Below are 24,844 nucleotides of genomic sequence, written 5' to 3' on the forward strand. Positions count from 1 at the left end.
AAGGTGCGACCGGACGATCACCCCCAAACGCCCGCTTGCCAATCTTTACTTCGCGACTGCCATTTCCCTGCTGATCTTCAAGCCCAGCGAGGCGAACTGCTCGAACGGCCGGTGGTAACCCCGTTCGATGTGGTGGACGCCGCGCAGCGTGGAGGTGCCCTCGGCCGCGGCGGCGGCGAGCACGGCCGAGAAGCCCGCCCGGATGTCGGGCAGCGTCACGTCGGCGCCGCGCAGCTTCGACACGCCGCGCACCACGGCGGAGTGCTTGGCGTTGGTGTCGTGGTAGCGGCAGGCGGGCCCGCCCAGGCACACGTCGAACACCTCGATCTCACAGCCCATCTTCTGCAACGCGGGCACGTAGACCAGCCGGTTCTCGAAGACGGTCTCGTGCAGCACCGACATGCCGTGGCTCTGCGTGAACAGCACCATCAACGGCGTCTGCCAGTCGGTCATGAACCCGGGATGCGTGTCGGTCTGGACCGCGGCCTGCCGCAGCCCGCCGGGAGCCGAGGCCGACAGCCAGTCGTCGGTGATGTCGACCTGCGCGCCCATCCTGGCCAGCGTGGTGATCGCGGTGACCAGGCGGTCCTGCGGGCAGCCGTGCACCCGCACCTGCCCCCCGGTGATCAGGCCGGCCACCAGGTAGGAGAACGCCTCGATCCGGTCGCCGGCCAGCCAGGTCGAGGCGCCGCGCAGGCTGTCCACGCCCTCGATCAGGATGCGGCGGTCGGGGCTCATCTCGATCCGCGCCCCCATCCGCTGCAGGAAGAGCGCGAGCTCCACCACCTCCGGCTCCATGGCCGCGCCCTTGAGCACGGTCTTGCCCTCGGCCAGCACCGCCGACATCAGGATCGTCTCGGTCGCGCCGACGCTGGGGTAGGGCAGCTCGATGCGGGTGCCGCGCAGCCGGCTCGCCTTGGCGGTGATGCCCGCGTCGCTCACCTCGATCTCGGCGCCCATCGCCCGCAGCGCCTCGACGTGGAAGTTGACCGGCCGCCGCCCGATCGGGTCACCGCCGACCAGCGGCACGAACGCCTCGCCCGCCAGGTGCAGGAGCGGGCCGAGCATCAGGATGGGGATCCGGTTGAGCCCGGTGAAGGCTGCGGGGACCTGCGGCTGGATCACCGGCCCCCGGCTGATCGTGATCTCCCGCTGGGTGATGTCCACGTTGATGCCGAGCGCCCGCAGCATCGCCGCGGTGATCTCGACCTCGCCCACCTCCGGGGCGTTGTGGATCGTGCTCTCCCCCGTGCCGAGCATCGCCGCGACCATGTGCTTGGAGACGCCGTTCTTGGACCCCCGGACCTCGACGTCACCGCGCAACGGACCTGACGGCTCGATGAGCCACACCTCTTCTTCATTCACCTGCCACAGCCTAACGGCCTGCGCCCTCAGCCCCTCGGATGACAAAGTGATGCCTCTGTAGCATCGGACAGGTACGCAAAAAGTGTGAGGGGAGATTCGTTGCGGCAGTTGCGCGACTTCGCCGTGACCGTGCTCGTCCTGGCCGTCCTGGGGGTGGCGGCCGGGGTCGCCTGGTCGGCGGCGGCGCCGCGCGCGCCGTTCCTCGTCACCCCGGAGGGGACCAGGCTCGCCGATCCCGCCACCCAGGCGCTGATCGCGGCCGACGGCTGGTTCGCCGTGGTCACCGGCGCGGCGGGACTCGTCTGCGGAGTCGCCGGCTACTGGCTCGGCCGCCGCCGTCCCCTTCCGGTCCTGCTCGGCCTGGCGGGCGGCGGGCTGGTGGCGAGCTTCCTGGCCAGGTGGATCGGCGGCGTGGTCAACCTCGGCGCCGCCAGCGTGGCCGCCCCCACGGGCGCCGGCACGGGCGGTGGCACGGGCGGTGGCACGGTCACCGCGGGCGCGCTGGCGCTGACCGCGACCGGCGTGCTGGTGACGTGGTCGCTGCTCGCCGTGTCCGTGTACGGCCTGCTGGCCGCGATCGGCACCTACGGCGAGTCCAGGAAGCCGCCCTACGAACTTCCGGAAGGCCCCGGACTGCCGGGCGTGCCGGGCGTGCCAGACGTGCCGGGTTACCCGGGCGGGCCCGGGAGCGGCGGTCTGCGCGCGCCGTGACCGGTGGCCCGCTCGAACGCCGCGGCCACCCGCAGCACCTCCAGATCGGCGTGCGGCGGGCCGACGAGCTGGACGCCGACGGGCAGCCCTTGTGAGGTGAACCCGCACGGCACCGACGCGGCGGGGGAGTGCAGCACGCTGATCCAGTAGGCGGACCGCATCCAGGCCAGGTAGTCGGGCATGGGCACTCCCGCCACCGAGTCGACGTAAGGGTGCTCGACGGGGAACGGCGGCACCTGGCTGACCGGCGCGATGAGCACGTCGTGTTCCGCCCAGAACGCGTGCATCCGGAGGTACAGCCCGCTGCGCAGCCGTTCCGCCCGAGCCAGGTCCTCGCCGGTGACCGCCTTGCCGCGCTCGACGTTCCACCTGACGTTGTCGCCGAGCTCCTCCTGCGGCAGGCCGGCGTAGGAAAGCGCGTAGAACCACGCGCGATAGGTCCGGAAGGCGTCCTCGGCGTCCGACAGGTCCAGTTCCACCCGTTCCACGCGGGCGCCGAGCGCTTCGAAGGCGGCGGGCGCGGTGGCGGTGACCGCGGCGGTCTCCGGATCGACGGGCAGGCCGCCCAGATCGGGGCTCCAGGCCACCCGCAGCCCGGCGAGTGAGCCGTCGAGCGGCGCGGCGAAGGCGGAGCCGTCCTGCGCGATCGACAGCGGCGAGGCGGCGTCGAACCCGGCGATCACGCTCATGAGCAGGGCGAGGTCGGCCGCGGTGCGGGCCATCGGCCCGGGTACGCCGAGGGTGTACCAGGCCGCGGTGCCGCTGGGGGAGGGCACCCGGCCGGGGGTCGGCCGGAGCCCCGCGACGTTGCAGAAGGAGGCCGGGTTGCGCAGCGAGCCGCCCATGTCGGAGCCGTCGGCCAGCGCCACCATCCCGGTGGCCAGCGCCGCCGCCGCGCCGCCGCTGCTGCCGCCCGCGCTGCGCGAGAGGTCGTAGGGGTTCCTGGTGGCCCCGAAGATCTCGTTGACCGTGTGGGAGCCGGTGCCGAACTCGGGGGTGTTGGTCTTGCCCAGGCAGATCGAGCCGGCCGCGCGCATCCGCCGGACGATGAGGTCGTCCTCGTCGGGGACGTGGTCGGCGAACAGGCGTGAGCCGTACGTCGTGCGCAGGCCGGCCGTGTTCACCAGGTCCTTGTGCGCCACCGGGAGGCCGTGCAGCGGGCCGCGCGGGCGACCGGCGGCGATTTCGGCGTCGGCGGCCCGCGCCTCGTCGAGCGCCCGGTCGGCGGCCAGCGTGACGATGGCGTTCACCGCGCCGTTGACCTGGTCGATCCGGCGCAGGTGGGCTTCGGTGACCTCCACCGCGCTCACCTCGCGCCGCCGCAGCAGCCCGGCCAGCTCGCCGGCCGTCAGCTCGGTCAGTTCGTTCGCTTCGTTCGCCTCGGTCACCTGTCGGCCCGCCTTGTTCGCCTCGGTCACGGTCGCTCCGCCTCGGTCGGCTCGGTCGGCTTGGTCGCGGTCAGCCCGCTCTGGCGATCGGGGCGGTCACGGCCTGGGCGAGGCCCACCAGGTTGCCGGGCGCGGTCTCGATCTGCAGCCCCCTGCGGCCCGCCGAGAAGTAGATCGTGCCGAACTCCAGCGCCGAGCCGTCGACCACGGTCGGCAGCGCCCTGCGCTGCCCCAGCGGGCTGATCCCGCCGACCACGTAGCCGGTGACCCGCTCCACCTTGGCCGCGTCGGCCATCGCGGCCCGCTTGCTCCCCAGCGCCGCCGCGAACGCCTTGAGGTCGAGCTTGCCCGCCACCGGCACCACGGCCACCGCGAGCCCGCCGTCGACCTCGGCCACCAGCGTCTTGAAGATCCGCTCGTACGGCACGCCGAGCGCGTCGGCGGCTTCCTCGCCATAGGCCTGGGCGTTCGCGTCGTGCTCGTAGGGGTGCAGCGTGAAGTCGAGCGCGGCCTTGCTCAGCGCGACGGTGGCGGGAGTGCCCTGACCGCCCTTGTTCCTGGTCTTGCCCACACCATGGGAGCCTAGAGCACGGCTAGAAATCTACATTGTAAAGGAAGCGGGGTGGAAAGAAAGTGTCCGAATGATGGACAGAAGCGGGTTCGGTTCCTGGCCTCCGTAGACTGGTGGGGTGATTTCCCGTATCGATCTGCGCGAGGGTCTTCCCGATGACCTCCGCGCCGTGCTGCCGCGTGCCGATCTCGACGTCGAGGCCGCCCTGGAGAAGGTGCGTCTGATCTGCGAGGACGTGCGCCATCGCGGCGTGGCCGCGATCAGGGAGCTCACCGCGCGATTCGACGGGGTGGAGCTCGGTTCCACCCGCGTCCCCGCCGAGGCGATCACCGGCGCGCTGGAGGCGCTCGACCCCCGGGTGCGCGCGGCGCTCCAGGAGTCCATCCGCCGTGCCAGGCTGGTCCACCGCGACCAGCGGCGCACCGACACCACCACGCAGGTCGTGCCGGGCGGCACGGTCACCGAGCGCTGGATCCCGGTCGATCGGGTCGGCCTCTACGTGCCGGGCGGCCGGGCCGTCTACCCCTCAAGCGTGGTCATGAACGTGGTGCCCGCCCAGGAGGCGGGCGTTCCCTCGCTCGCGGTGACGAGCCCCGCGCAGTCCGATTTCGGCGGCCTGCCGCACCCGGCGATCCTGGCGGCCTGCGCGCTGCTCGGCGTCGATGAGGTCTACGCCGTGGGTGGCGCCCAGGCCGTGGCGATGTTCGCCTACGGCACGGAGGAGTGCGCGCCCGCCGTCATGGTCACCGGACCGGGCAACATCTGGGTGACCGCGGCCAAGCGGCTGCTCAAGGGCCGGATCGGCATCGACTCCGAGGCCGGCCCCACCGAGATCGCCATCCTGGCCGACCGGACCGCCGACCCGGTGCACGTCGCGGCCGACCTGATCAGCCAGGCCGAGCACGACGTGATCGCCGCCGCGGTCCTGGTCACCGATGACGAAGAGCTCGCCGACGCGGTGGGCAAGGAGCTCGCCGCCCAGGTCGCGGCCACCCGGCACGCCGACCGCATCGGCGAGGCCCTCGCCGGGCGCCAGTCGGGCATCGTGCTCGTGTCCGGCATCGACGACGGCCTGAAGGTCGTCGACACCTACGCGGCCGAGCACCTGGAGATCCACACGGCCGATGCCCGCGAGGTGGCCGCCCGCGTGCGCAACGCCGGCGCCGTCTTCGTCGGGGCCTACTCGCCGGTCTCCCTCGGCGACTATCTGGCCGGGTCCAACCACGTGCTGCCCACCGGCGGCTGCGCCTGCCACTCCTCGGGGCTGTCCGTGCAGACCTTCCTGCGCGGCGTCCACGTCGTCGACTACAGCCGCGAGGCACTCGCCGGAGCCGCGGCCCACGTGTGCGTGCTGGCCGACGCCGAAGACCTGCCCGCGCACGGGGCGGCCATCCGAGCGAGGTTCGACTGGGGGATCCCGGAGTGACGTCACTGGACGACCTGCCCATCCGCGATGATTTGCGCGGACGCACGCCGTACGGCGCGCCGCAGATCGACGTGCCGGTCAGGCTCAACACCAACGAGAACCCCTACTCACCCTCTCCCGCGCTGGTCGAGGACCTGGCCCAGGCCGTACGGCGCAGCGCCGGAAGCCTCAACCGCTATCCCGACCGTGACGCCCTCGACCTGCGCGCCGACCTCGCCGACTACCTGGGCCACGGGCTGACCGCCGAGCGCGTCTGGGCGGCCAACGGGTCGAACGAGGTGCTCCAGCAGATCCTGCAGGCGTTCGGCGGCCCCGGTCGTTCGGCGATGGGCTTCGAGCCGTCCTACTCGATGCACCCGATCATCACCGCGGGCTCCTCCACGGAGTGGATCTCCGGGGCCCGCGAGGACGACTTCGGGCTCGACGCCGGCAAGGCCGTGGCCGCGATCGAGGAGCACCGGCCCGACGTGGTCTTCCTGACCTCGCCGAACAATCCGACCGGCACCGCGCTGGCGCCCGAGGTGATCGAGCGGGTGGTCGCCGCGGCGCCGGGCATGGTGGTGGTCGACGAGGCCTACTTCGAGTTCGCCCGCACCGGCACCCCGTCGGCGCTGGCGTTGCTGCCCGGGCATCCGCGGCTGATCGTGACGCGCACGATGTCCAAGGCGTTCGCGATGGCCGGCACCCGGCTGGGCTACCTGGCGGCGCATCCCGCGGTCATCGAGGCGCTGCTGCTCGTCCGCCTGCCGTACCATCTGTCCACGCTCACCCAGGCGGCGGCGCGGGTCGCGCTGGCGCACCGCGAGGAGCTGCTGGGCACCGTCGACCTGCTGCGGGCGGAGCGGGACGCGCTGGTCGGGTGGCTGCGGGGCAAGGGCCTGGAGGTCGCCGACTCGGATGCGAACTTCGTGTTGTTCGGGCGGTTCGCGGACCGGCGGGCCGTCTGGACGGGGCTGCTGGAGCGGGGGGTGCTGATCCGCGAGGTCGGGCCGCCCGAGTGGCTGCGGGTGTCGATCGGCACCCGCGAGGAGACGGCGGCCTTCAGGGCCGCCCTGGAGGGTGTGCTGTGAACAGGGTCGGGCGTGTCGAGCGGGCGACGAAGGAGACCTCGGTGCTGGTCGAGGTGGGCCTCGACGGCACCGGGCGGGTCGAGGTGTCCACCGGGGTCGGGTTCTTCGACCACATGCTGGCCCAGCTCGGCAAGCACGGGTTGTTCGACCTGACCGTGAAGACCGAGGGCGACCTGCACATCGACGCCCATCACACGATCGAGGACACGGCGCTGGCGCTGGGCGCCGCGTTCCGTGAGGCGCTGGGCGACAAGTCGGGCATCCGGCGGTTCGGTAGCGCGTCGTGCCCGCTCGACGAGTCGCTGGCGCAGGTGACCGTCGACCTCTCCGGCCGGCCGTACCTCGTGCACAGCGAGCCCGAGGGCATGGCCCCGATGATCGGCCCCGACTACGACACGACGATGACCAGGCACATCCTGGAGTCGATCGTCGCCCAGGCCGCGATCTGCCTGCACGTCCACGTGCCCTACGGGCGCAACGCGCACCACATCGTGGAGGCCCAGTTCAAGGCGCTGGCCAGGGCGCTGCGCGAGGCGTCGGAGCCCGACCCCCGCGCCACCGGGGTGCCGAGCACGAAGGGCGTGCTGTGACGGAGAACTGGACCGCGGCCGTCATGGTCTTCGTCGGCCTCTTCATGATCGGCGGGGTCGTCTCCTTCTTCAAACAGGGGCTGAAGGTGTTCGCCGGAGTGCTGGGCGTCGCCGCGGCCCTGGCGATCACCGCGGGGGTGTTGTGGTGGTGAGGCTCGTCGTGCTCGACTACGGGTCGGGCAATCTGCGGTCGGCCGAGCGCGCGCTGGCCAGAGTCGGCGCCGAAGTCACCGTGACCAGCGACTACGACGCGGCGCTGGAGGCCGACGGCCTGGTGGTGCCGGGCGTGGGCGCGTTCGCCGCGTGCATGGCCGGGCTCACCGGGGTCCAGGGCGACCGGCTGATCGCCAGGCGGCTGTCCGCCGGGCGGCCGGTCCTCGGCATCTGCGTCGGCATGCAGATCCTGTTCGAGGAGGGCGTCGAGCACGGCGTCCACACCAAGGGCTGTGGTGAGTGGCCGGGCACGGTGGAGCGGCTCGACGCGCCCGTGCTGCCGCACATGGGGTGGAACACCGTCGACGCGCCCGAGGGCTCGGTGCTGTTCGCGGGGCTGCCGTCCGACACCCGGTTCTACTTCGTGCACTCCTACGGCGTGCGCGACTGGCAGCTGAACGTCGGCCCGGGCTTCACCGACCCGCTGGTGACCTGGACGGAACACGGTGTGCCGTTCGTCTCCGCGGTCGAGAACGGCGCGCTCACGGCCACCCAGTTCCACCCGGAGAAGTCCGGCGACGCGGGGGCCACCCTGCTGGAGAACTGGATCGGGACCCTGAAGTGAGTTTCTTGACGTGAGCAAGGAGCGGGCCAGGCGCAGGGCCGCGCGCGAGGCCGAGCGCGCCAGGGCGGCGGAGGTCAGCGCCGCGCGTGAGGCCAGGCGCGCCAGACGCCGCCGGTTCCGCGGCAGGCTCGCCGCCCTGCTGCCCCGCCCGATCAGGGTGGTCAGGCAGGGCGGGGTGCTCGCGCGCAGGCGCCGCGCGCAGAACGGCGTGGTCGCCGTGCTCTTCCTGATCATCCAGCTGATCGCGTGGCTGCTGCTGTCCAGCTGGGCGGCGTGGTTCGGGGTCCTGGTGCTGTCATTGTTGCTACTCCCGATGCTCGTCACCCTTGTCTTCGACCGGAGGTCTTGAACACATGTCGCTGGTGCTGCTGCCCGCCGTGGACGTCGCGGACGGCCAAGCCGTACGCCTGGTCCAGGGCGAGGCGGGATCCGAGACGTCCTACGGCGATCCGCTCGCCGCCGCGCTCGCCTGGCAGGAGGCGGGGGCGGAGTGGATCCACCTCGTCGACCTCGACGCGGCCTTCGGGCGCGGGAACAACCGTGAGCTGCTGGCCTCGGTGGTGGCCGCGCTCGATGTGAAGGTCGAGATGTCCGGCGGGATCAGGGACGACGCGTCGCTCGACGCCGCCCTGGCCACCGGTTGCCGCCGGGTCAACATCGGCACGGCCGCGCTGGAGGACCCGGCCTGGTGCGCGAAGATCATCGCTGAGCACGGCGACCAGATCGCCGTCGGGCTGGACGTCAGGGGCACCACCCTGGCCGCCAGGGGATGGACCCGCGAGGGCGGTGACCTGTGGGAGGTCCTCGACCGGCTGGAGGCCGACGGCTGCCCCCGCTACGTGCTCACCGACGTGACCAAGGACGGCACGCTGCGGGGTCCCAACGTGGAGCTGCTGCAGGAGTTCTGCTCGCGGACCGACAAGCCGGTGATCGCCAGCGGTGGTGTCTCGTCGCTGGACGATCTCCGCGCGCTGTCCTCCCTGGTGCCGGCCGGTGTGGAGGGCGCCATCGTGGGGAAGGCGCTGTACGCGCGGGCCTTCACGCTCCAGGAGGCCCTCGCCGCAGTCGGGACTTCCTAGGCAGGGTGCGGAGGGCATCGCGGTGGACAATCGGATCTTCAGCGGCGGGACCTGGGAGAAGCGGTACGGCTACGCCCGGGCGGTGCTGGCGGGACCATGGGTGATCGTCTCGGGCAGCACGGCGACCGTCGACGGAGAGGTCCTGCATGTGGGCGATGCCCGCAAGCAGGCGCTGACGGCGTTCGCCATCGCTCTCGAGGCGGTGGAGAAGGCGGGCCTGTCGTGCCACGATGTGGTCAGGACCCGCTACTACATCGTCGACGAGCGACACTATGACGAGGTGGGCGCCGCGCACAGGCAGGTCTTCGGGCACGTGCGGCCGGCGTGCACCGGGGTGCAGGTGGCCGGCCTCATCGACCCGCGGATGCTGGTCGAGGTGGAGGTCGAGGCATATCGGGAAGGAGCGGCGTGAGCGTCGCCGTACGAGTGATCCCCTGTCTGGACGTAGACGCCGGGCGGGTGGTCAAGGGCGTCAACTTCGAGAACCTGCGCGATGCGGGCGATCCGGTCGAGCTGGCCAAGCGCTATGACGCGGAGGGCGCCGACGAGCTGACCTTTCTCGACATCACGGCCTCCTCGGGGCAGCGGGAGACCATGTACGACGTGGTCCGCCGTACCGCCGAGCAGGTGTTCATCCCGCTGACCGTGGGCGGCGGGGTGCGCGCGGTCGACGACGTGAACCGCCTGTTGCGGGCCGGCGCCGACAAGGTGGCGCTGAACACCGCCGCCATCGCGCGGCCCGAGTTGCTGACCGAGGCGTCCAGGCGGTTCGGCGCCCAGTGCGTGGTGCTGTCGGTCGACGCCCGCCGGGTCGTCGACGGGCCGCCGACCCCGAGCGGCTTCGAGGTCACCACGCATGGTGGCCGCCGGGGCACCGGCATCGACGCGGTCGAGTGGGCACGTCGTGGCGAGGAGCTCGGGGTGGGCGAGATCCTGCTCAACTCCATGGACGGCGACGGCACCCGTGAGGGCTACGACCTGGAGATGCTTCGTGCCGTGCGGGCCGCCGTGTCGGTTCCGGTGATCGCCAGCGGTGGGGCGGGCGCTCTGGAGCACTTCGCCCCGGCGGTGGCGGCGGGGGCGGACGCGGTCCTGGCGGCCAGCGTGCTGCACTTCGGCCAGCTCAAGATTCCCGAGATCAAGGCGAGCCTGCGCGCCGCCGGTCACCCGGTCCGCTAGCCGTCCCGGGGGCCAGGAACAAACAGAGGTGGTATGTAGTTTAACCTTCAATCAAATAGAGGAGGGTCGGCATGAACGCCACCACCCAGCCCGTGATCGACGTACGGCGCGCCGCGGACAGGTTCGCCACGAAGATCGACTGGCTCGACTCCAAGCACTCCTTCTCCTTCGGCCACCACCGCGACCCGGCCAACGTCCACCACGGGCTGCTGCTCGTGAACAACGACGACGTGGTCCGGCCGGGCGCCGGGTTCGAGACCCATCCGCACCGGGACATGGAGATCGTCACCTGGGTGCTGCGCGGCTCCCTGGTCCACCAGGACTCCGAGGGTCACTCGGGCGTCATCTATCCCGGGCTCGCCCAGCGGATGAGCGCGGGCACCGGCATCCTCCACTCGGAGAAGAACGACTCCTGGCGGCTTCGGGGCGGCGACGAGCACGCCGACCCGGTGCACTTCGTCCAGATGTGGGTGGTTCCTGATGAGGGTGGCATCGCGCCGGGGTACGAGCAGCTCGAAATCGACGACGAACTGCTGCGCGGCGGCCTGGTCGCCGTCGCCTCGGGGATGCCGGAGCACCAGGGGAACGCGGCGATCCGGATCAAGAACAAGTACGCGGCGCTGCACGTCGCCAGGATCGAGCCGGGACGCAGCGTGCTGCTCCCCGAAGCACCCTTCCTGCACCTGTTCGTGCCGCGCGGCGAGGTCACGCTCGAAGGAGCGGGCGCACTCGCGGAAGGCGACGCCGTCCGCTTCACCGCCACCGGCGGGCAGCGCGTCACCGCCACCACGCCCGCGGAGATCCTGGTCTGGGAGATGCACGCCACGCTCGCCGCGTGACACGCCGGCGGCCGGAGCTCACCCCGCCCGGCACGGGCGACGGTGAGGACTCCGGCCACTCCTGGTGACCAGGCACCCCCACATGATCAACGAATCATCCGAGACCGGAGTCCCCGTTGATCGAGACGCTCAGCACCGGCGGATCGTCGGACCCGGCGGGGCCGAGTTCGATCCGGTGCCGCGTCTCCGGCACGAACCGGAGGTCGTGGGATATGAGGATGGTGGTGCGGCCGGACATGAGCCTGCGGAGAGGTTCCATGATTCTGGCCGCGGTGGGCGCGTCGAGCCCGGTCATGGGCTCGTCGAGGATGAGCACCGGAGCGTCGCGCAGGACGGCCCGCGCGATGGCGATGCGCTGGCGCTGCCCGCCGGACAGCAGTCTGCCGCGTTGCCCGACCGGTGTGTCGTATCCCTGCGGCAGCGTGGTGACGAAATCGTGCACGTCCGCCGTGATGGCGGCCTGAACGATCTCGTCCATGGTGGCTCCCGGACGGCCATAGGCGATGTTGTCGCGTACGGTCGCCGAGAAGAGCAGGTTCTCCTGTTGCAGCAGGGTGACGGCCTCGCGCAGGTCATGGCGTGACATGTCGCGCAGGTCGATCCCGTCGAGCAGGATCCGCCCGGCGCTCGGATCGTAGAAGCGGAGCAGGAGCTTGGCGATGGTCGACTTGCCGGCGCCGCTCGGCCCGGTGCAGGCCAGCAGGTCGCCCGGTTCCGCGGTGAACGACAGGTCGGCCAACGTGGCCTTGGTCCGGTTCGGATAGGTGAAGCCGACGTGCTCGAACTCCACCCGGCCGCGCACCGGCGCGGGCGTCGGCGCGATGACGTCACGGTCGGTGACGCTCGGCTGGGCATGAAGGACCTCGACGACGCGGTCGGAGCCCGCTGCCGCCTCCGAGACGGTCAGCGCGAGCTCGCCGAGGCTCTGCACCGCGGGGTACAGATAGGCGAGATAGGCCGCGAAGGCCAGCAGTCCGCCGATGGTGAGGCGGCCGGAGGCGATCTCCCACGCGCCGAATCCGATGATGACCAGCAGGCAGATGGTCTCCAGGATCTGCACGATCGGGCCGTACGTGGCGGACAGCTTGGCCTGGGACATGTTGGCCCGCAGCCAGGTGACGCCCTCGTTGTGCAGGCGTCCCGCCTCGGTCTCCTGGCGGTTGTGCGCCTGGACGAGAGACTGGTTGGCCAGGCTCTCCTCGATGACGCTGTTCATCGCGCCGTTGCTGGTTCGCTCCCGCGCGGACGCGGTCCTGAACCTTCCCGCGAAGCCCTTGGAGACCAGCAGGAACGCCGGGATCAGCGTCATCGTGACCAGTGCGAGGTCCCAGCGGATGTAGAAGGCCGCGCCGACGAAGAAGATAACGCTGACGACGGTCGTGAACGCCCTGACCAGTCCGGAGCCGATCAGCTCCTCGATGGCCTCGATGTCGTCGGTGAGCCTGGCCATCAGGTCACCGAGCCGGCGGTTCTCGAAGTAGTCGGGCGTTAGCGTCTGCAGGTGCGAGAACACCTTGTCACGCAGATTAAGCAGGAAACGCTCCCCGCCCAGAGCGGTGGAGTAGTTTCCGACAAATGAGGCCAGGGCGGCCACCAGGGCCACTCCCAGCCAGGCAAGACCAGGCAACCAGAACGCATCGAGTTGGCCCCTGGCGAGTACTTCATCGGTGATGTGACCGAACAGTCCGATCGCGCCGACCTCACAGGCGGCCGCCACGATAGCGAAGACGATTCCGGCCACGAACAACCTGCGAGAACCGCGGGTGTACGGCCAGAATCGCCGAATGGTCTGCCGAATGGAAACGACCGGCGCGAGCGCCGGTGTCTCCTCCTCCTCCGGCGAGAGCGGGGAAGGGGGTGGGAGCCGGCGGTTGTCCCGCCGGCCCCCACCCGGTGTTTCTACCACCAGAACCTGCGACGGCCACAACCGCCGCCGCAGCCGAAGAACCGACGACGGCAGCCGCAGCCGCAGCCGAAACGGCGGCGGCGGCAACCACAACCACCGAATCCACCGAACCCACCGAAGGTCGGGAACAGGCTGATGCTCATGGATCCCCCTCGTTGACTAGCCGATTTGCGCTGTCACCGAGAAGTTACCATGCGTAATCAGGCGAAATCGATAAAAGGGGCATCGATCTACTCCGAAGATTCTTTATCGGCTTATTCCAGATTAACGTTGGTGCTATCAGATTAAATTCGGGTTAAAGGGTAGAGCGGAAGCTTCGCGTTTTATCGACGTATGGGGCAGCTATTGGCAAGGTGGGGTGTGGTTGCTTCCCGTTGGCGCCATGACGATGCCTGCCGTACTCGTGCCGACTTGGTGGTTTGATCCTTGTAACACCGCGTGGCGTTACACGTACAACGCGTGACAGGGCCGCATACTGGACCGGCTGGCCTGTTCAGGGCCGGTATGGGGTCATCTTTACCAACCAACCCTCCAACGCCAGAGATCGGGCGTCCTGCCCGGCAGGAGGAGAAGACACATGCGTTTGCTTATAGGGGCAGGGGCGCTCGCCGCCCTGATGGTGGGGCCGATCGTTCTCCCACAGGCGGCCGTCGCCGAAGTCGCGGCCGCCATGCAGAATGCCGGTGGGCCGACCGGAGGCGGCGGCGGAGGAGGGAATGGGGATGAGGACGCCAGGAAGGATCCCCATCTGACGGCGCTGCGCCTCACGCCGTGGCGTCCGCGACGGGACTCCGAGATCGTCGTCCAGGTGCGCTGTCCGGTGGAGTCCACCCACGCGACCGTCGCCAGCAGCGCGTTCAACCGCGCGGGATCCAGGCGGGTCAGCAGGGAAGTGGGAATGGGGCTCGACGACCACGGCTACGGGCACGACAGCGAGAGCGTCGAGTTCGACTCCCGGCTGGGCGTCAGGGCCGTTTGGCTGCGCTGCGTGAAGGTCGAGGTCGACGAGGACACCCAGATCAGGAAGATCACCCTGATCAGCCGGCTCCGCACCACCCTGCGCGTGCGCAGGCTCATCATCCCGGACCTGAGGTGCAAGGGCGTCCGTCACCACTGCCACCGGGTGCTGAAGGGCGCCGCGCCGGAGAACCCGCCGGTCGGCTCCGAGGAGGGCGGCGACTTGGCGAACTGAGCGAACGCCCTCCCGCGTCCCCGTCAGAAGACGCGGAAGTGGTGGAACAGTTCGTATGACTCGTCCTGGGCGGCGAAGGCCGCCGCCTCGGACCGTTTGACGGCGAGATAGGCACTGCGACGCAGGGGGCCGAGGGCTTCCATCAGAAGCTCATCGGCCTCCAGCGCGTCCAGGGCCTCGCCGAGGCTCGCGGGCAGCCGCTCGATCCCCAGCCTGGCCCGCGCGTCGCCGGTCAGCGTGTCGGGGTCGACGGCGAGCGCGTCGCCCGGATCGAGCCGGCGGCGCACGCCGTCCAGCCCGGCGTGGATGACGGCGCCCAGCGACAGATAGGGGTTGGCCGAGGAGTCGGAGGGCTTGTACTCCAGGTTGGCCGAACCCGCGGCCAGCGGCGAGCAGATCCGGACGGCCGCCTCCCGGTTGTCCAGGCCGTAGCAGGCGTAGGCGCTGGACCACATCCGGGGCGCCAGCCGGCGGAAGCTGTTGACCGTGCCGCAGGTCAGCGCGACCAGCGCGGGCAGATGCGCGAGCAGGCCGCCGACGAAGTGATGGCCGAGTTCGGACAGGCCGTCCGGATCGGCGGGGGAGTCGAACAGGTTGGTGGTGGTCTCCGGATCCCACAGCGACAGGTGCAGGTGCGCGCCGTTGCCCGCCTGGTCGGCCAGCGGCTTGGGGGCGAGCGAGGCCCACAGGCCCGTCCGCAGCGCGACCCCGCGTACGGTCTCCCGATAGATGATCTGGTTGTCGGCGGCCCGCAGCGCGGGCGCGTGCCGGATCGACAACTCCTGCTGGCCGTGACCCAGCTCGGGATGGTAATGCTCAACCCGAAGGCCCTGCGTCTCCATGGCTTTGATCAGCTGGGCGATGTAATCGTGCGCCACGTCGAAGCCGGTGGTCGAGTAGCAGAGGCTGTCGTCGACCGGGGCGAGCCGGTCGAGGCCCTCGGTGGGCTCCCTCCTGCCCAGGGTGAACTCCGGCTCGAAGGCGGCCACCAAGGTGTAGCCCTCGGCGGCCAGCGACTCGACCGCCTCGCGCAGGAAGGTCCGCGGACAGGCGGCCCACGCCCCGCCGCCGGGAGTGCGCAGTTCGCACAGCATCGCTCCGGCCCCCTGCGCGTACGGCAGCGGCACGAACGTCGCCGGGTCGGGCATCAGCCGCACCTCGCCCACCGGTCCCAGGCCCTCGACCTCCTGAAGCTGGTCGAGCATGTTCATGGCCATCATCGCCACCGTGTGGCCGATCCCGGTGCGCAGGCGCTCGGCCAGCCTCGGACGCGAGGCGGCCTTCCCGCGGATCACTCCGCCGTGGTCGGCGTAGAGGAACCGGATCAGATCGATCCCCTCTACCTCGGCCCGCTCAAGGACGCGGCGGGAGGCCGTGTCGAGCCCTTGGACTCCGGCGGTGTTTCGGCGATCTGTCACTCTGTCTGCGTAACACGTTCCCGGCGCTGGGGATAGCACAATCCACACTTCGACGGTGCCGCGGAAGGACGCCGCGGTCACAATGGGCGGGAAGCCCGGTTTGATCCTTGGGCGGGCGGTGACGACACTGTCCGCGCCCGGGAAACCCTTCCTACCGTGACACTCAGGTCACCACTTGGCTGAAGAATGTGGCGAGTTGGTCAGCGCCGTTCATGATCCCGTCCAGCACGCCGTTGACCGCTGTCGCGGCCTCGGCGGGCCTGGTGAACAAGTAGAAGACCACAAAGGCCACGGCTACGTACGTGGCGACTTTCTTGACCTGCATGGGGGGCCTCCCGCAGTCCAATCTCTGGCGTATATACCCAGTTATGCCGGGTTGCTCTCGGGCACTTGGGTGATCATAGCTTTCCCGTCCTGTCGCCGCTGTGGCCCCGGCGGCCACGCGGCGATCCCCGCCGTCGTCGAAACCCTAGCCGCCGAGGGGGGTGTGCGTGCGTTCTTGAGTGCCCTGTCGCCGCCCGCGGGTCGGCTACACCCCGAGGCGGGCCGCCCGCAGGCGGGCGACATCCGCCTCGTCGCCCGACAGTTCCACCCGGGCGTGTTCCTGGCGGCCGAAGCAGAACATCAGCAACTCGCTGCCCCTGCCCGTCACCTCGACGGCCGCCGCGTTCCGGTCGCCGCCCAGCGCCACGCCGCCGCCCAGCCGGTGCAGCACGACCCCCACCGGTGCGCGGCGGAGCATGAGCCTGGCCATCTTGCCCAACCGGCTCCACACCATCCGCTCCAGATCCTCGGGGAGGTCGCGCGGTTCCCAGTCCGGCTGTGCGCGGCGGACGTCCTCGTGGTGGACGAGGTACTCCATGGTGTTGACGGCCTCGTCGGCGCCCGGAATGAGCCCGTAGACGCCGCCCGGGCCGTTCCGCACCAGCCGTACCAGTCCGGAATAGCCGTGCCTGGCCTTGAGCGCCTCCTGGACCGAGGCGGCGTAGCGGGCCAGCGGCCGGAGCGCGATGCCGGCGGCCGCGTCCAGGCGGCGCTCACGGAGCACCAGATGGGCCGCGAGGTCGAAGGTCTGCCAGCCCGCGCAGAGGGTCGTCGCCTCCGGGCCCAGCCGGTCCAGCAGGTCACTGAGCGCTGCGCGTTCCTCACGGGCGTACGTCATACCGCGATCGTAGCCAGGGTGGTGAAGGAATAAAGCTGTCGGTCTGCCGTGATACATGGGTAGGTAGTACGAATCCCCCTGGAAAGGACACCTTCACTAGTGGCGAGCAAGGTGACGTCCGCCGTCATGCGTCAAGGGCTGCACGTGCTCGCGGTCGCCATCCGCGCCGAGCCCCTGATCTTCACCCTGGCGGTCGCGGCCAGCACGGTCTACGGCGTGATGACCGTCGCGTCCGCGTGGGCGCTCGGCTGGGCCACCGACAACGTCGTGCTCCCCGCCTTCAGAGCGGGAGAGATCACCCGAGGCGCGATCCTGACCGCCGTCGCGCTGATCATCGGAGTGGCCGTGGTCAAGGCCGCGGGCGTCGGCGGGCGGAGGTTCCTGGCAGGTCTCATGCAGTACCGCATGCAGGCCCGCTCCCGCCGCGGCGTCACCAGGCAGTACCTCAAGCTTCCCCTCGCCTGGCACCACCGCCACCCCACCGGTCAGCTCCTGTCCAACGCCGGCGCCGACGCCGAGGCCGCCTGGGCCCCGCTCGCGCCGCTGCCGATGGCGGTCGGCGTCATCGTCATGCTGGTCACCGCCGCCGTCGGAATGGTCGTCACCGACCTGGTGCTCGCCCTGATCGGCTTCCTGATCTTCCCCGCGATCGCCGTGATCAACATGATCTACCAGCGCAGACTCAGCCCGCTGGTCACCCGGGCCCAGCAACTCCGGGCCGAGGTCAGCGAGATCGCGCACGAGAGCTTCGACGGCGCACTCGTAATCAAGACCCTCGGCAGGGAGGACCTGGAGGCCGAGCGCTTCCGGGCCAGGGCCCACGAACTGCGCGACGCCAACGTCGCCGTGGGCCGGGTACGCGGGCTGTTCGACCCCGTGCTGGAGGCCCTGCCCACGCTCGGTGTGCTCGCCGTGCTCCTGATCGGCGCGCACCGCCTAGCCGCCGGCGCGATCAACTCGGGCACCCTCGTCCAGGTCGCCTACCTCTTCACGCTGCTCGCCTTCCCGATCAGGGCGCTCGGCTGGGTCCTCGGCGAAATCCCGCGCAGCGTCGTGGGCTGGCGCCGGGTGCGGGCCGTGCTCGACGCGTCGGGCGCCATGGAGTTCGGTACGGCGAGCCTGACCGGCACCGCCCCGGCCAGGCTGGAGATCGATGGGCTCGGCTACGCCTACGACGACGCCACCGTGCTGCACGACGTCACCTTCGAGGTGCCGGCCGGCCGTACGGTCGCGCTGGTCGGGCCGACCGGCTCGGGCAAGTCGACGCTCGTGCAGACCCTGGCCCGCCTGGTGGACCCCGCGACGGGAGCCGTCCGCATCGACGGGACGGACCTGCGGGAGATCGAGCGCGGCGGGATCAGCCGCGCGGTCGCGCTGGTGCCGCAGCAGGCGTTCCTGTTCGACGACAGCGTCCGCGGCAACATCACCCTGGGCCTGCCCGTCCCCGACGAGGACGTCTGGGCGGCGCTGCGCCTCGCCCAGGCCGACGGGTTCGTCAGCGCGCTGCCCGCCGCCCTGGACACCATGGTGGGGGAGCGGGGCGCCACCCTGTCCGGCGGCCAGCGCCAGCGGATCGCCCTGGCCCGCGCCGTGGTCCGCCGTCCCCGCCTGCTCGTCCTCGACGACGCCACCTCCAGCGTGGACCCACAGGTCGAGGCCAGAATCCTGTACGGCCTGCGCGACGCCGCCGAGGCCGCCACGGTCGTGGTCGTCGCCTACCGGATGGCCACCATCGCGCTCGCCGACGAGGTGGTCTACCTCGAACACGGCAGAGTCGTCGACCGGGGCGGGCACCAGGAGCTGATCACCCGCTGCGCGGGCTACCGCAACCTGGTCACCGCCTACGAGCGTGAAGAAGCCGAGCGGGCCGCCGTCGAGACCGACTCCGAAGGAGTCTCCGCGTGACCATGTTGCAGAGGGTTGAGCGTTCCGCGCTGGCCACGGTGCGGCACGGGCTGTCCCTGACCCCGGAGTTCCGCAAGGGGCTCGCCGGTACCCTGGGGCTGGCCGTCGTCGCCACCATCGGCAAGATCATCGTGCCGATCGCGGTACAGCAGACCATCGACACCGGTCTCAAGGACGGCACCCCCGACCTGCCGTACATCAGGACCGCCGTGCTTCTCTGCGCCGCGGCCGTCGTGCTCACCGCCATCGCCGGCTATCTCATGAACGTGCGGCTCTACAAGTCGACCGAGTCCTCGCTCGCCACCCTGCGGGTCCGCGGATTCCGGCACGTGCACGACCTCTCCGTGCTCACCCAGAACACCGAACGCCGCGGCGCCCTGGTCTCGCGGGTGACCGGGGACGTCGACCAGATCACCACGTTCATGCAGTCGGGCGGACTGATGATCGTCGTCGCGGTCGGCCAGCTCGTGGTCTCCAGCGTGCTCATGTTCGTCTACTCCTGGCAGCTCACGCTGCTGGTGTGGGCGTGCTTCGTGCCGATGGCGATCTCACTGCCCAGGTTCCAGCGGTGGCTGTCCTCCGCCTACACCCAGGTCCGTGAGCGCACGGGCGACGTGCTGTCCGCCGTCAGCGAGTCCGTCGTCGGCGCGCCCGTCATCAGGGCCTACGGTTCCGAGGAACGTACGGCGGAGCGCGTCGACGCCGCCATCGAGGCGAACCGGCAGGCCCAGACCCGGACCCAGCGGATCGTCGCCACCATCTTCCCGCTCACCGAGGTGATGGCCGCGGTGGCGATCGCGGGCGTGGTGCTGCTCGGCGTCCGGCTCGGGCTGGACGGCGACATCACCGCCGGCCGGCTGGTGGCGTTCCTGTTCCTCATCACCCTGTTCATCTCACCGCTGCAGATCGCCACCGAGGTGCTCAACGAGGCGCAGAACGCGGTGGCCGGCTGGCGGCGCATCCTCGGCGTGCTCGACACCCCGCCCGACGTCGCCGACCCCGGCCCCTCGGGCGTCGAACTCCCGCGCGGCCCCATCGACGTGTCCTTCGAGGCCGTCGGGTTCGCCTACCCGGGCGGCGAGCCGGTGCTGCACGCGGTGTCGGTGGCCATCCCGCCCCGCTCCCGGATCGCGGTGGTGGGGGAGACCGGCTCGGGCAAGACGACCTTCGCCAAGCTCCTCACCAGGCTGATGGACCCCGTCTCCGGCCGGGTCCTGGTCGACGGCGAGGACCTGCGATCCGTCAAGTTCTCCTCGCTCCGCGAGCGCATCGTGATGGTGCCCCAGGACGGCTTCCTGTTCGACGGCACCCTTGCCGACAACATCCGGTTCGGCCGCCCCGCGGCCACCGACGAGGAACTGCTGCTGTCCCTCACCGAACTCGGCCTCGCCGACTGGCTGGAGGGCCTGCCCGCCGGCCTCGACTCCCCGGTCGGCCAGCGCGGCGAGTCGCTGTCCGCGGGCGAACGCCAGCTCGTCGCCCTGGCCCGCGCCTACCTCGCCGATCCCGACCTGCTCCTCCTCGACGAGGCCACCTCCGCCGTCGACCCGGCCACCGAGGTACGGCTGTCCCGCGCCCTGGAAGGCGTCACCCGGGGCCGCACCGCCGTCACCATCGCCCACCGTCTCTCCACCGCCGAGGCGGCCGACGAGGTGCTCGTCTTCGACCGGGGCCGCATCGTGCAGCGCGGCTCGCACGCCGACCTGGTCGCCCAGCCGGGCGTCTACGCCGACCTCCACTCCTCCTGGATCTCCGCCGCCCGCTCCTGACCCGCTCCGCCCGAGCCTTCCCGCTCCCGAACCTTCCCGCTCCCGAACCTGAAGGAGGCACCGCGACGCCCATGCGGCAGAATCGAGGTATGTCCCTCGACCCCGACGTCGCCGCAAGGCTGAAGCGCACCGCAGACGGCCTGGTGCCCGCCGTCGTCCAGCAGCACGACACCGGCGAGGTGCTGATGCTCGCCTGGATGAACGACGAGGCGCTGCACCGCACGCTCAGCACCGGCCGCGCCACCTACTGGTCGCGCAGCCGTGCGGAGTTCTGGGTGAAGGGGGAGACCTCGGGCAACGTGCAGCACGTGAAGTCCGTGGCCCTCGACTGCGACGGCGACACCATCCTGCTCCGCGTCGACCAGGTGGGCGCCGCCTGCCACACCGGCGACCGGACCTGCTTCGACGCCGGAGCCCTGGCGGTGACCGGCACACGATGACCTCACGCGACCCCGGCCCCGGCGTCTCCGCCTCCGAAGCCCCGGCCGCCTCCGAAACCACACGGGAAGCCCCGCGCGAGGGTCCTCCCGAGGCCGCGGCGGCGGCAGGGAAGGGCGCGGCGGGCCGCGGGCGGGGGGAGCTCGGCCTGTGGGTGCTGCTGTGCGCCGCCGGCGCCGGCCTGACGATGCTGGCGGCGGGCGGCGACTGGACGACGGCGAGCTTCCCGGGAGGGACCGCCGTGACGCTGGAGGGAACCAGGCTGACGCCCGTCCTGATCCCGCTGGCCCTGGCCGCCGGCGCCGGCACGCTGGCGGTGCCGGCCGCACGCGGCGTCTGGCGCCGGGCGGTGGCGGTCGTGGTCGCGCTGTGCGGCGCGGGCATCCTGGCGGGCGTCCGGGCGGGTACGGCGGGCGGCGCCGCGATGGAGGCGCTCAGAGACGAGAGGTCGTTCGCGACCGCGGGCCGGGTGGTCACCGAGACGGCGTGGCTCTGGCCGGGAGCGACGATCGCCGGCGGGCTGGTGCTGGTGGTGGCCGGCGTGGCCGCCCTCCTCCGAGGCGGCCGCTGGAGCGGCATGTCCGACCGCTACGACAGCCCTGCGGGAAGGAGCCGGACCCCGGCCGGGACCCCCCGGAGCGAGCGCGCCATGTGGGACGCCATCGACGGCGGCGACGACCCCACCACGGAGCCTCCGCCGGACCGCGGACACCCCTGAAACCCCGGCCCAGCCGCGCCTGGGATGATCGCGCGAGGTCACACGGCGGAACGAGCCGACGAGCTGTCAGATTGACTCTCGGTTACAAGTTGTCCACAAAGCGGACGAACTGATCCTCGACCGGCCGGTTCTCGCTAAGCTTTCGCCCCGCAACTCGCACATGACCTACTAGGAGTCATTTAATGAGCTACGGGAATCAGCCGGGTGGTCCTGGGGACTACGGGACGCAGCCTCCCGGCGGGGGTTACGGCCCGCCGTCCGGTGGCGGTTACGGCCCGCCCGGGGGATACGGCGCACCCCAGACCCCGCCCGACAACCACCTCGTCGCGGCGATCCTCACCACGCTGTTCTGCTGTCTGCCCTTCGGTATCGTGTCGATCGTGAAGTCGTCACAGGTCAACTCGAAGTGGGCGGCGGGAGACTACCAGGGTGCGATCGTGGCCTCCGACGAGGCCAAGACGTGGTGGAAGCGCGCGTTGATCACCGGCCTGATCGTCAACATCGCGATCGTCATCCTCTATGTCGTCCTGTTCGTCGTCCTGGCGTCGAACCTGCCGAGCACGCCGTACGACTACTGATGAACCCTGACCCCGTGCGGACCGAGCGGCGGGGCGCGGACCGGTTCAGGTCCGTGCTCGCGCCGCTCGGTGTCGCGGCGGCGGCCGGGGCGGCGGTCGCCTTCGTGGGCCTGGTCGATCCGAACCAGCCAGGGCACTATCCGACCTGTCCGTTCCTGTGGATCACCGGTCTCTACTGCCCCGGATGCGGCACGTTGAGGACGATCCACGCGCTCGCGCACGGGGACCCGGTCACTGCCCTCGGCCTCAACCCGCTCGCGGTGGTGACGATTCCGTTCCTGCTGTTCTGGTGGGGACGGTGGGTGCTGAGGGCGTGGCAGGGGCGGCCGAGACGGGTCACACTCGCCCATCCCGCCTATATCTGGGCCTTCTTCGCGGTGGTGATTCTTTACTGGGTCATCCGGAATCTGCCCTTCGGGGAGTTCCTCGCGCCATAGCAGGGCAGGTCGCCCACCCCATGGCCGGGTGAGTGCGGTGAGGCCGATAGCATCGGCAGACAAGGCCACGAGCGACGCACGGCCGGAGCCGAGGGCCCCGGGATACCGAGCCGGATTCCACGCCTTTTGAAACGCAGTCAACCGGAGGGACCCTGATCGGGTGAGCGAGCGGACGGATCGGCCCGGCATGTTCGCGACGTTCGCGGCGGCGGACTCCGAGCTCCAAGGCGAGGAGATGGCATGACAGTGCTCGATGAGATCCTTGAAGGGGTGCGCGGCGACCTCGCGGAACGGCAGAAGACCGTTTCGCTGGAGGAGCTCAAGCAGCGCGCCGAGCGCGCCCCGACCCCCCGTGACGCCTACGCCGCACTGGGCGGCGACAAGGTTTCGGTCATCGCCGAGGTGAAGCGGTCGAGCCCGTCCAAGGGGGCGCTGGCGGCGATCGCCGACCCGGCCGCCCTCGCCGCCGACTACGAGGCGGGCGGCGCGCACGTGATCAGCGTGCTGACCGAGAAGCGCCGGTTCGGCGGCAGCCTCGACGACCTCGCCGCCGTGCGCGCGGCGGTCGACATCCCGATCCTGCGCAAAGACTTCATCGTCGCCTCCTACCAGCTGTGGGAGGCCAGGGCCTACGGTGCCGACCTCGCCCTGCTGATCGTGGCCGCGCTGGAGCAGAACGCGCTGGTCTCGCTGATCGAGCGGGCCGAGTCGATCGGCCTGACCCCGCTCGTCGAGGTGCACACCCAGGAGGAGCTCGATCGCGCCCTGGAGGCCGGCGGGAAGATCATCGGGATCAACGCGCGCAACCTCAAGACGCTGGAGGTCGACCGCGAGGTCTTCTCCAAGATCGCGCCCAAGGTCCCCGACGGGGTGATCAAGATCGCCGAGTCGGGTGTCCGCGGCCCGCACGACCTGCTCGCCTACGCCAGGGCCGGGGCCGACGCGGTGCTCGTCGGCGAGAGCCTGGTCACCGGCAAGGACCCCAAGGCCGCGGTCGTCGACCTGGTGACCGCCGGGGCGCATCCGGCCACGCGGCTCGACACCACGCGCTCGGACAACGGACCCGAGGGGGAACAATGACCGCGACAGACGGTTTTGTCCTTACCGCCGCCGATCTCGCCGGCAACGGCGTCCACGGCGACGACCCCGACCTGTACGGCAAGTTCGGCATCTTCGGCGGCCGCTACGTGCCCGAGGCGCTCATCCCCGCGCTCGACGAGGTCGCGGCCGAGTACGCCAAGGCCAAGGTCGACGTGGCCTTCCTACGCGAGTTCGACCATCTGCTGCGCACCTACGCGGGCCGGCCCACCACGCTGACCGAGGTGCCCCGCTTCGCCGAGCAGGCGGGCGGCGCCCGGATCGTGCTCAAGCGCGAGGACCTCACCCACACCGGCGCACACAAGATCAACAATGTGCTCGGCCAGGCGCTGCTGACCAAACGCCTGGGCAAGACCCGGGTGATCGCCGAGACGGGCGCCGGCCAGCACGGTGTCGCCACGGCGACCGCGGCGGCGCTGCTGGGCCTGGAGTGCGTCATCTACATGGGCGCCGTCGACTGCGAGCGCCAGGCGCTCAACGTCGCCCGGATGAAGCTGCTCGGCGCCACCGTCGTCCCCGTGCACAACGGCAGCCAGACCCTCAAGGACGCCATCAACGAGGCGTTCCGCGACTGGGTCACCAACGTCGACCGCACCCACTACCTCTTCGGCACCGTCGCCGGCCCGCACCCGTTCCCCGAGATCGTGCGCGACTTCGCCCGCATCATCGGGGTCGAGGCCCGCCGGCAGATGCTGGAGCTGACCGGCAGGCTGCCCGACGCGGTCGCCGCGGCCGTCGGCGGCGGGTCCAACGCGATCGGCATCTTCCACGCCTTCATCGGCGACGAAGCCGTCCAGCTGCACGGATACGAGGCCGCCGGACACGGCATCTCCAGCGGCCGGCACGCCGCCACCCTCACCGAGGGCTCCGTCGGCGTCCTGCACGGCTCGCGCACCTACGTCCTGCAGGACGAGGAGGGCCAGACCATCGATTCGCACTCGATCTCCGCCGGCCTCGACTATCCGGGCGTCGGCCCCGAGCACGCCTGGCTCAAGGACACCGGCCGCGGGACCTACCACGCGATCACCGACGCCGAGGCGATGGACGCGTTCGCCCTGCTGGCCAGGACCGAAGGCATCATCCCGGCCATCGAGTCCTCCCACGCCCTCGCGGGCGCGCTCAAGCTGGGCCGCGAGCTCGGGCCCGAGGCGACCATCCTGGTCAACCTCTCCGGCCGCGGCGACAAGGACATGGGCACCGCGATGAAGTACTTCAACCTGTGACACG

At 70.8% G+C, this 24,844-nt stretch carries 27 protein-coding genes; 20 read left to right on the forward strand and 7 right to left on the reverse strand.

Features of this window, described 5'->3' with window-relative positions:
• Positions 1–45: 45 nt before the first annotated feature.
• Entirely contained in the window at positions 46–1,365 is a 1,320-nt protein-coding gene (gene murA / locus MBA17_RS04055; protein ID WP_238494851.1) for a UDP-N-acetylglucosamine 1-carboxyvinyltransferase, read from the reverse strand.
• Positions 1,366–1,464: 99 nt separating this feature from the next.
• Between murA and MBA17_RS04060 the strand changes: the two genes are divergently transcribed.
• Positions 1,465–2,076 (forward strand): hypothetical protein, encoded by a 612-nt coding sequence (locus MBA17_RS04060; protein WP_238494852.1) that lies wholly within the window; start codon positions 1,465–1,467, stop codon positions 2,074–2,076.
• Here the strand turns inward: MBA17_RS04060 and MBA17_RS04065 are convergent.
• Both MBA17_RS04065 and ybaK read right to left on the reverse strand, forming a co-directional pair.
• Positions 2,034–3,494 (reverse strand): amidase, encoded by a 1,461-nt coding sequence (locus MBA17_RS04065; protein WP_238494853.1) that lies wholly within the window; start codon positions 3,492–3,494, stop codon positions 2,034–2,036. The two genes, MBA17_RS04060 and MBA17_RS04065, sit on opposite strands and share 43 nt — an antisense overlap.
• A gap of 40 nt (positions 3,495–3,534) precedes the next feature.
• Entirely contained in the window at positions 3,535–4,035 is a 501-nt protein-coding gene (ybaK, locus tag MBA17_RS04070) for a Cys-tRNA(Pro) deacylase (RefSeq protein WP_238494854.1), read from the reverse strand.
• 118 nt (positions 4,036–4,153) lie between these two features.
• Between ybaK and hisD the strand changes: the two genes are divergently transcribed.
• The 10 genes from hisD (at position 4,154) to MBA17_RS04120 (ending at position 10,996) form a co-directional block, all read left to right on the forward strand.
• Complete coding sequence (gene hisD, locus MBA17_RS04075; protein WP_238494855.1) at positions 4,154–5,461, forward strand: histidinol dehydrogenase; 1,308 nt, start codon at positions 4,154–4,156, stop codon at positions 5,459–5,461.
• Positions 5,458–6,531 (forward strand): histidinol-phosphate transaminase, encoded by a 1,074-nt coding sequence (locus MBA17_RS04080; protein ID WP_238494856.1) that lies wholly within the window; start codon positions 5,458–5,460, stop codon positions 6,529–6,531. Before hisD ends, MBA17_RS04080 begins: the two co-directional genes overlap by 4 nt.
• Positions 6,528–7,121, forward strand: coding sequence for an imidazoleglycerol-phosphate dehydratase HisB (gene hisB / locus MBA17_RS04085; RefSeq protein ID WP_238494857.1), 594 nt, complete (start codon positions 6,528–6,530; stop codon positions 7,119–7,121). The genes MBA17_RS04080 and hisB overlap by 4 nt, the downstream gene beginning before the upstream one ends.
• Positions 7,118–7,273 carry a hypothetical protein gene (locus tag MBA17_RS04090; RefSeq protein ID WP_238494858.1) on the forward strand — a complete coding sequence of 52 codons (156 nt, stop codon included), beginning with the start codon at positions 7,118–7,120 and terminating at the stop codon, positions 7,271–7,273. Before hisB ends, MBA17_RS04090 begins: the two co-directional genes overlap by 4 nt.
• Positions 7,264–7,899, forward strand: a complete 636-nt coding sequence (hisH, locus tag MBA17_RS04095; RefSeq protein WP_238494859.1) for an imidazole glycerol phosphate synthase subunit HisH — start codon at positions 7,264–7,266, stop codon at positions 7,897–7,899. The genes MBA17_RS04090 and hisH overlap by 10 nt, the downstream gene beginning before the upstream one ends.
• Positions 7,900–7,909: 10 nt before the next feature.
• Complete coding sequence (locus MBA17_RS04100; RefSeq protein ID WP_238494860.1) at positions 7,910–8,248, forward strand: hypothetical protein; 339 nt, start codon at positions 7,910–7,912, stop codon at positions 8,246–8,248.
• A 4-nt stretch (positions 8,249–8,252) separates the two neighbouring features.
• Entirely contained in the window at positions 8,253–8,978 is a 726-nt protein-coding gene (priA, locus tag MBA17_RS04105; RefSeq protein ID WP_238494861.1) for a bifunctional 1-(5-phosphoribosyl)-5-((5-phosphoribosylamino)methylideneamino)imidazole-4-carboxamide isomerase/phosphoribosylanthranilate isomerase PriA, read from the forward strand.
• A gap of 22 nt (positions 8,979–9,000) precedes the next feature.
• Positions 9,001–9,390: a RidA family protein gene (locus MBA17_RS04110; RefSeq protein ID WP_238494862.1), complete on the forward strand. Its 390-nt coding sequence runs from the start codon at positions 9,001–9,003 to the stop codon at positions 9,388–9,390.
• A complete protein-coding gene (hisF, locus tag MBA17_RS04115; protein ID WP_238494863.1) occupies positions 9,387–10,157 on the forward strand; it encodes an imidazole glycerol phosphate synthase subunit HisF in 771 nt (256 codons plus the stop codon). The genes MBA17_RS04110 and hisF overlap by 4 nt, the downstream gene beginning before the upstream one ends.
• Positions 10,158–10,228: 71 nt before the next feature.
• A complete protein-coding gene (locus tag MBA17_RS04120) occupies positions 10,229–10,996 on the forward strand; it encodes a pirin family protein (protein WP_238494864.1) in 768 nt (255 codons plus the stop codon).
• 94 nt (positions 10,997–11,090) lie between these two features.
• Here MBA17_RS04120 and MBA17_RS04125 read toward each other — a convergent pair whose 3' ends face one another.
• The gene (locus MBA17_RS04125) at positions 11,091–12,737 is read right to left on the reverse strand and encodes an ABC transporter ATP-binding protein (protein ID WP_238494865.1); all 1,647 of its coding nucleotides are present in this window, start codon (positions 12,735–12,737) and stop codon (positions 11,091–11,093) included.
• Between the two features lie 742 nt (positions 12,738–13,479).
• Here MBA17_RS04125 and MBA17_RS04130 point away from each other — a divergent pair.
• Positions 13,480–14,094 (forward strand): hypothetical protein, encoded by a 615-nt coding sequence (locus tag MBA17_RS04130; RefSeq protein ID WP_238494866.1) that lies wholly within the window; start codon positions 13,480–13,482, stop codon positions 14,092–14,094.
• A gap of 23 nt (positions 14,095–14,117) precedes the next feature.
• Here the strand turns inward: MBA17_RS04130 and MBA17_RS04135 are convergent, their stop codons facing one another.
• The 3 genes from MBA17_RS04135 to MBA17_RS04145 all read right to left on the reverse strand — a co-directional run bounded on the left by MBA17_RS04135 (position 14,118) and on the right by MBA17_RS04145 (position 16,674).
• Positions 14,118–15,512, reverse strand: a complete 1,395-nt coding sequence (locus MBA17_RS04135) for a glutamine synthetase family protein (protein WP_238494867.1) — start codon at positions 15,510–15,512, stop codon at positions 14,118–14,120.
• Between the two features lie 163 nt (positions 15,513–15,675).
• The gene (locus MBA17_RS04140) at positions 15,676–15,837 is read right to left on the reverse strand and encodes a hypothetical protein (RefSeq protein WP_238494868.1); all 162 of its coding nucleotides are present in this window, start codon (positions 15,835–15,837) and stop codon (positions 15,676–15,678) included.
• A 204-nt stretch (positions 15,838–16,041) separates the two neighbouring features.
• Positions 16,042–16,674: a TIGR03085 family metal-binding protein gene (locus MBA17_RS04145; RefSeq protein WP_238494869.1), complete on the reverse strand. Its 633-nt coding sequence runs from the start codon at positions 16,672–16,674 to the stop codon at positions 16,042–16,044.
• Between the two features lie 126 nt (positions 16,675–16,800).
• On the opposite strand from MBA17_RS04145, the gene MBA17_RS04150 reads away from it, so the two are divergent.
• The 8 genes from MBA17_RS04150 to trpB all read left to right on the forward strand — a co-directional run bounded on the left by MBA17_RS04150 (position 16,801) and on the right by trpB (position 24,840).
• Positions 16,801–18,579: an ABC transporter ATP-binding protein gene (locus MBA17_RS04150; RefSeq protein WP_238495040.1), complete on the forward strand. Its 1,779-nt coding sequence runs from the start codon at positions 16,801–16,803 to the stop codon at positions 18,577–18,579.
• A gap of 2 nt (positions 18,580–18,581) precedes the next feature.
• Positions 18,582–20,348 (forward strand): ABC transporter ATP-binding protein, encoded by a 1,767-nt coding sequence (locus MBA17_RS04155; RefSeq protein ID WP_238495041.1) that lies wholly within the window; start codon positions 18,582–18,584, stop codon positions 20,346–20,348.
• Between the two features lie 89 nt (positions 20,349–20,437).
• Complete coding sequence (hisI, locus tag MBA17_RS04160) at positions 20,438–20,788, forward strand: phosphoribosyl-AMP cyclohydrolase (protein WP_238494870.1); 351 nt, start codon at positions 20,438–20,440, stop codon at positions 20,786–20,788.
• Positions 20,785–21,504 (forward strand): Trp biosynthesis-associated membrane protein, encoded by a 720-nt coding sequence (locus tag MBA17_RS04165; RefSeq protein ID WP_238494871.1) that lies wholly within the window; start codon positions 20,785–20,787, stop codon positions 21,502–21,504. Before hisI ends, MBA17_RS04165 begins: the two co-directional genes overlap by 4 nt.
• Positions 21,505–21,686: 182 nt before the next feature.
• On the forward strand, positions 21,687–22,082 hold the full coding sequence (locus MBA17_RS04170) for a CD225/dispanin family protein (RefSeq protein ID WP_238494872.1): 396 nt from the start codon (positions 21,687–21,689) through the stop codon (positions 22,080–22,082).
• Positions 22,082–22,519, forward strand: a complete 438-nt coding sequence (locus MBA17_RS04175; protein WP_238494873.1) for a DUF2752 domain-containing protein — start codon at positions 22,082–22,084, stop codon at positions 22,517–22,519. Before MBA17_RS04170 ends, MBA17_RS04175 begins: the two co-directional genes overlap by 1 nt.
• A gap of 240 nt (positions 22,520–22,759) precedes the next feature.
• Entirely contained in the window at positions 22,760–23,599 is an 840-nt protein-coding gene (gene trpC / locus MBA17_RS04180) for an indole-3-glycerol phosphate synthase TrpC (protein WP_238494874.1), read from the forward strand.
• On the forward strand, positions 23,596–24,840 hold the full coding sequence (gene trpB, locus MBA17_RS04185) for a tryptophan synthase subunit beta (protein WP_238494875.1): 1,245 nt from the start codon (positions 23,596–23,598) through the stop codon (positions 24,838–24,840). The genes trpC and trpB overlap by 4 nt, the downstream gene beginning before the upstream one ends.
• Positions 24,841–24,844 lie beyond the last annotated feature (4 nt).

The sequence above is a fragment of the Dolomitihabitans soli genome, from assembly GCF_022213955.1.
GTDB lineage: Bacteria > Actinomycetota > Actinomycetes > Streptosporangiales > Streptosporangiaceae > Streptosporangium_A > Streptosporangium_A soli.

Excerpts from the sequence above, each read along its gene's own strand:
- hisI (WP_238494870.1), top strand. The coding sequence starts at position 20,438 with ATGTCCCTCGACCCCGACGTCGCCGCAAGGCTGAAGCGCACCGCAGAC.
- MBA17_RS04140 (WP_238494868.1), bottom strand. The coding sequence starts at position 15,837 with ATGCAGGTCAAGAAAGTCGCCACGTACGTAGCCGTGGCCTTTGTGGTC.
- MBA17_RS04175 (WP_238494873.1), top strand. The coding sequence starts at position 22,082 with ATGAACCCTGACCCCGTGCGGACCGAGCGGCGGGGCGCGGACCGGTTC.
- MBA17_RS04170 (WP_238494872.1), top strand. The coding sequence starts at position 21,687 with ATGAGCTACGGGAATCAGCCGGGTGGTCCTGGGGACTACGGGACGCAG.
- MBA17_RS04155 (WP_238495041.1), top strand. The coding sequence starts at position 18,582 with ATGTTGCAGAGGGTTGAGCGTTCCGCGCTGGCCACGGTGCGGCACGGG.
- MBA17_RS04150 (WP_238495040.1), top strand. The coding sequence starts at position 16,801 with ATGCGTCAAGGGCTGCACGTGCTCGCGGTCGCCATCCGCGCCGAGCCC.
- MBA17_RS04165 (WP_238494871.1), top strand. The coding sequence starts at position 20,785 with ATGACCTCACGCGACCCCGGCCCCGGCGTCTCCGCCTCCGAAGCCCCG.
- trpC (WP_238494874.1), top strand. The coding sequence starts at position 22,760 with ATGACAGTGCTCGATGAGATCCTTGAAGGGGTGCGCGGCGACCTCGCG.
- MBA17_RS04145 (WP_238494869.1), bottom strand. The coding sequence starts at position 16,674 with ATGACGTACGCCCGTGAGGAACGCGCAGCGCTCAGTGACCTGCTGGAC.
- trpB (WP_238494875.1), top strand. The coding sequence starts at position 23,596 with ATGACCGCGACAGACGGTTTTGTCCTTACCGCCGCCGATCTCGCCGGC.
- MBA17_RS04130 (WP_238494866.1), top strand. The coding sequence starts at position 13,480 with ATGCGTTTGCTTATAGGGGCAGGGGCGCTCGCCGCCCTGATGGTGGGG.
- priA (WP_238494861.1), top strand. The coding sequence starts at position 8,253 with ATGTCGCTGGTGCTGCTGCCCGCCGTGGACGTCGCGGACGGCCAAGCC.
- MBA17_RS04120 (WP_238494864.1), top strand. The coding sequence starts at position 10,229 with ATGAACGCCACCACCCAGCCCGTGATCGACGTACGGCGCGCCGCGGAC.